Source organism: Peptostreptococcaceae bacterium (assembly GCA_016649995.1).
Classification (GTDB): domain Bacteria; phylum Bacillota; class Clostridia; order Peptostreptococcales; family BM714; genus BM714.
The window spans coordinates 1-4,931 of the sequence record JAENWJ010000081.1; the positions used below are offsets into that span (position 1 = coordinate 1).

Annotated in this window: 5 protein-coding genes; all 5 read right to left on the bottom strand. The window is 45.2% G+C overall.

The annotated features are described in order from the left end of the window. On the bottom strand, window positions 1-454 hold a 454-nt coding region (locus tag JJE29_09060), incomplete at its 3' end, for a hypothetical protein (GenBank protein ID MBK5252764.1). Between the two features lie 22 nt (window positions 455-476). Further along, window positions 477-1,775, bottom strand: a complete 1,299-nt coding sequence (locus JJE29_09065) for an S-layer homology domain-containing protein (GenBank protein ID MBK5252765.1) — start codon at window positions 1,773-1,775, stop codon at window positions 477-479. Further along, window positions 1,772-2,407: an ECF transporter S component gene (locus JJE29_09070; protein ID MBK5252766.1), complete on the bottom strand. Its 636-nt coding sequence runs from the start codon at window positions 2,405-2,407 to the stop codon at window positions 1,772-1,774. The genes JJE29_09065 and JJE29_09070 overlap by 4 nt, the downstream gene beginning before the upstream one ends. After that, window positions 2,404-3,972: an ABC transporter ATP-binding protein gene (locus JJE29_09075; protein MBK5252767.1), complete on the bottom strand. Its 1,569-nt coding sequence runs from the start codon at window positions 3,970-3,972 to the stop codon at window positions 2,404-2,406. The genes JJE29_09070 and JJE29_09075 overlap by 4 nt, the downstream gene beginning before the upstream one ends. Further along, window positions 3,954-4,829: an energy-coupling factor transporter transmembrane protein EcfT gene (locus JJE29_09080; protein MBK5252768.1), complete on the bottom strand. Its 876-nt coding sequence runs from the start codon at window positions 4,827-4,829 to the stop codon at window positions 3,954-3,956. Before JJE29_09080 ends, JJE29_09075 begins: the two co-directional genes overlap by 19 nt. Between the last annotated feature and the right edge of the window lie 102 nt (window positions 4,830-4,931).

Genomic DNA, 4,931 nt, shown 5'->3' on the forward strand with positions numbered 1-4,931 from the left:
ATATGTCCCCCGAAAGAGCACCAGACGTTGTCTGCATCGCCTTTACAAGCTCAAGTACCACTGCCGAATCGGTTGTCTTGCCTGCAGCATTAAGATACAGGTAATCCTGCGCAAGCTGCTTCGCGTTCCTACCGGCAGCACTTGCAAGATAGTCATCCATCTTCACCTTAAGGTTGGTGCCGTCTCTTTCCCACGTCTCAAGGTTTACCCCTGCATTCATCAAAGCGACACAGTCGTAGCTACTCATGTACGCTCCATACATGACCGAAGGCGCGCCAATGTCGATTCCGTTCTGGTATCTGTCATAAATATTCTGCACCGCCTGAAGCGCCAAATCATCCACTGCCAGTGACGATGAAGCAGTAATACCATAAGCCGTGACCATTCCCATGTTCGGAACCATGCCAAATAGCATTGCAAATACAATTAAAAAGCTTAAAAACCTTGATTTCATGAATTCTTTCCTCCGTTTTTTCTTAGTATAAATTGTCAATAAGTTCAGCGCACTGCGCCCTTGTAGCTTCCTTTTCTATATCAAAACCCTCATACTGCAAATCATGCAGCCAGGCATAATAAACATATCCGTCGTACCCTGTGTCTCCATTAAAAGCTTTTGCCTCCGCATCAAGCCCTCTTGCCCTAACGGCCACTGCCGCGAACTGAGCCCCGGTTATGCCGCTTTCGGGATCAAACAATTTATCTGAAACCCCATTGAATAACTTATTTTCAACGGCAATGTCCACATATGAAGAAGCCCAATGGCCTTTCATATCGTCAAACCCTGCATTAAGCGCTGTTTCGTTTTCCTTATCCATTGCAAACGCAAGCATCTTTACGAATTCTCCGCGTTTTACGGGGGCCTCCGGTCTGAAGGTTCTGTCAGGGTAGCCTGCTAAAACGCCATCCTCAACAAGTCTTTTGATTGCATCATAGGCCTGAGTATCCAATCCTATATCTGTCAGACTATTTCTAGCTTTGAATCCATCGAATACTGTAAGCCGTCTTTTCAGCTCCGATTCAGCCCAAACTCCGTGCCACGATGCCATGTAATTCCCTGAACTCATTGTTCTAAGATGCAGATACGACCCGTTTTCGAGCCTATAAGCTTCTAGCCTAGCTTTAATATTTTCTCCAATTTCGAGTCCCGTCTGTTTTCGCGCGATTATTTCCCACGCGATGCTCTCCGCCGTTTCCTTGTATTCATTATTAGATTCTATGAACTCAAAGGCTGCCTCGATTGACGCTTCAGCGCCTTTTAATTCCATAAGGTCAAGCGCCACAACTGCCATAGCTGTCAAGTCGACGTCAGACTCCCTCATTCCTATATACACCGGGAATCCTCCGTCTTCGTTTTGATTGTCAAGCAGCCACTCCTGCGCTTTTTCCTTGTCATACGAAGTATTCCCTGCGCTCTCAAGGGCTATGATTCCCCATATATGGGCGTTCAGAAGATCATCCCCCGTGCCGCCTATATAATCGGCAAACTTGCCGTCTGGCATCTGGCTTCCCTCAACCAGGGCCGCCTCTTTGGAAACATCCCTGCCCAAGGCCAGTAATCCCATCATATATGCCTCGTGGTCGGTAGTAATTTCCGAGCCCTCTACGCTTTCAAGAGCGGTCCCTTCCATATCCACACCCGCAACGTGAAGCGCAAGTATTCCCCACTCGTCAATCTCGTAATTAAGCAGCGCTCGGGCTGATACATCCTGTCCCCATGCAACGCCTGAAAACAGCATGCATGCAATCATTGAAAATATTAATATGTTTTTTCTCATTCCGCCACATCCTTTTGTAAAGATTCGTTAATTCTTTCATAGGACAGCTTGTCCTTGTATCTGCCAAGTATCGCAACCAGATCTTTTCCGAAGAAAAATGCAAACACACCATTTCCCGCAGCATGAAGCATGTCGAAATAAAATGATGCAGCATAAACCGCTACAAAGCTTCTAAGGTTCAGTGGATAGATGAAGAAAAGCCAATGCCAAAGGTTCATTATCCAATCAAACATAAATCCCCACATAAACGCATACATTGTAAATAGCAGTCTGCTTTTGTGGATTTTGCTTTTACTCAGCAGCCCGGATACGAATCCTGTCAATCCCCAAGCAAGCATCTGCCACGGGGTCCACGGTCCATGTCCAAGAAAATTGTTTGAAAGAAAGGCCGCAATAGCCCCCGTCATAAATCCGAAGCTTGGTCCGAAAACAAAACCTGCCGTTGCAACTATAAAGGTTGTCGGTTGTATATTTGGCAAAGCCGCGAAAAAAATTCGTGATACTGCCGCCAATGCCGCTAATGTTGAAACCAAGGCTATCTCCCGGGCATTGGTTTTTCTTTTTTCATAATGCCAAAATATTAAAGCCATCATCCCCAGAAGCGCCAGAGCCAATCCTATTCCCAATTTCATGACTCGATATGCCCCCTTTTGGTACAAATATCTGCCGCCTCTTCAAGAATTAAAGGATTGGCCATACCATGGAATAAACGATTTATATCTGTCGTAAAATGAAGCCCTCCCGACAATATTTCCCTTGTCGGTCCATCTTGAGCTATTTCACCATCAAACATTATCACCACCCTGTCGCACACATCAGCCACAAACTCCATGTCATGCGTAACAAGAATAATGGTTTTCCCCTTCTTTTGAAGGCTTCTGAGATACGTGGCAAGCCTCCCCTTGTATCCCCTGTTTAGGCCCCTTGTGGGCTCATCCAACAGCAGTATCCCCGGGTCAACCGCTAAAACGGAAGCCAACGCAACACGTTGCCTCTCTCCTCCGGATAAATCCCTCGGATTAACATCCCTATGACTCTCTATATTCAAATCATTAAGAATTTTCTCTATGAAACCATGAGCTTCCTTCCGGAAATTCTTTTGTGTAAAAAGCAATTCCTCGTAAACCGTATCATTAAAAAGATAGTCGTTTGGTTCCTGTGAAAGGTATCCCACATTACCTGTCATAGCCACACTTCCCTTGCCTGGCTTCAAAAGACCGGCCATTAGGCGCAAGGCTGTGGATTTCCCGGCTCCGTTGGCTCCTATTATCCCCAAAGTCTCCCCCTTGCCCACATCAAGGTTTACTGAGCTAAGCGCTCTAGTTCCATTCTCAAACGAGAAGTCTACATTCCTGAATTCCATTATCTTTTCTTCTATAGGATCTACGGCCATTTCATTTACATCTCCGTCCACCTCATAATTACTGCTCAGCAACTTTCGGCCTTCCTTTACCGTAAGAGGCAATTCATCCGATTCAAGCCTCGCAAAAAGTTCCGTTACAGGAGGCATGAAAGAACAATCGTGCTTCCTTATCCATTTAACATATTCATCCGGTTTTCCGTCAAAATCCAGCTTTCCTTCTTCAAGAAAAACTACGCGGTCGGCATAACTTAGGCATTTTTCGGTTCTTTGCTCCACGAGAACGATAGTAAATCCCAAATCGTCATTGAGTTTTTTGAGTAGATGCATTATCTCGTCCGCCGCCATAGGATCAAGCTGCGAGACCGGCTCGTCAAGAACTAGGAATCTATTGCGAACAGCAAGAGCAGCCGCAATTGCCACCTTCTGCTTTTCGCCACCGGATAACTCATAGGTTTTTTTATCCTTCAAATGCCAAATTCCGAGTAGCGTAAGCACCTCTAGAACCTGTTTTCTCATTGTATTTCTTTCTATGCCCCTGTTTTCCAATGGAAAAGCAACTTCCCTCTCTACCGTTTCCATTACAAGCTGCTTTTCAGGATCTTGAAAAACCATGCCTATATCCATTGTCCCTTCAACTTCCCCTTCGATTATCCCACCGTAAAATTCTGGTGCAAGGCGGGTAATGACCCTTGCTAGCGTCGATTTTCCAGAGCCTGAAGCTCCTGCAACCACAATGAACTCTCCCTCGAATATTTTCAAGCTAAGACTTGAAAGCGCAGGTGTCTCCCTGTTCGGGTAATGATATGTAAGATTGTCTATGCTGAAAACTTCCATTCCGAACACCTCCGCGTTGCTTCAATCAATATTGTCAAACTAAGTCCATGCGCAATCAAATAGAGACTGCTGAAATCGCTTTGCTGCGCCAGCGAAGGGAAATAGCTAAATCCAAGCCACCCCTTAAAAATGCCATAAGCCAGCACACAAGCATACATGCAAAGCGCCGCCAAATGAATGCAGTCTTTACTTTCCATCTTTATTTCCCTGTAAAAGCTTCTCTTCCCTTTTCCATAGCCCCTCGAGTAAAGAGCCTCAGCGCGATTGACCGAACCCTCCAAAGAGCTGATGAGCACAACCTTAATCAACGGATAATGCGCCTTTATGCGTCTCGCAAAACCGCCGGATTTCAAATCGAGGCCCCTCATTTCCATGACCTCTCTCACCCGCTGTGTTTCAACTCTCAGCCTATGAATCATGTTCACAGTCATGCTCATGGTCAGTACGAGCTTGTTCATGTATCGTGATAAATATCCAAAAAAATCATCCCTGTCTATGGAAAGTCCAAAAAGCTTTATGGACAGAACCATAGAAAAAAGCCTTAAAACCATTGACCCTGCAAAAACAAGAGACTCGGCAGTTATTCGTATCCTTCCAACGACAGGCAGCGCCGTGCGGTACAGAACCGTATCGCCCTGTGTCGATACTAGCGGATTAATAATAATAATCATAATCCCTGTAATGATCCAGAACTTAAGCAGGCTTTTTAGTTCGGCAATCCCTCCAAATACTGCGACGGAAAAGGAAAGAATAATTACAACAAGAACAGCATAGATAGGATGGCTTATCATCAATGTCGCCGCTATAAGGACAATCAGCAATCCTATTGCATTTGCCGGATGTAGTTTATGGTGCACTGTAAACACCATCCTCCGTTACTGCAAGTCCAAAAGCGCCCTTCATACTTTCTTCGTCCATAAAGATATCCACAGCTTTCTTAACAAGACTGTTTTCATTTC

Bases quoted from the DNA above. Each gene is read 5' to 3' on its own strand.
- JJE29_09065 (MBK5252765.1), bottom strand. From the start codon at position 1,775: ATGAGAAAAAACATATTAATATTTTCAATGATTGCATGCATGCTGTTT.
- JJE29_09070 (MBK5252766.1), bottom strand. From the start codon at position 2,407: ATGAAATTGGGAATAGGATTGGCTCTGGCGCTTCTGGGGATGATGGCT.
- JJE29_09075 (MBK5252767.1), bottom strand. From the start codon at position 3,972: ATGGAAGTTTTCAGCATAGACAATCTTACATATCATTACCCGAACAGG.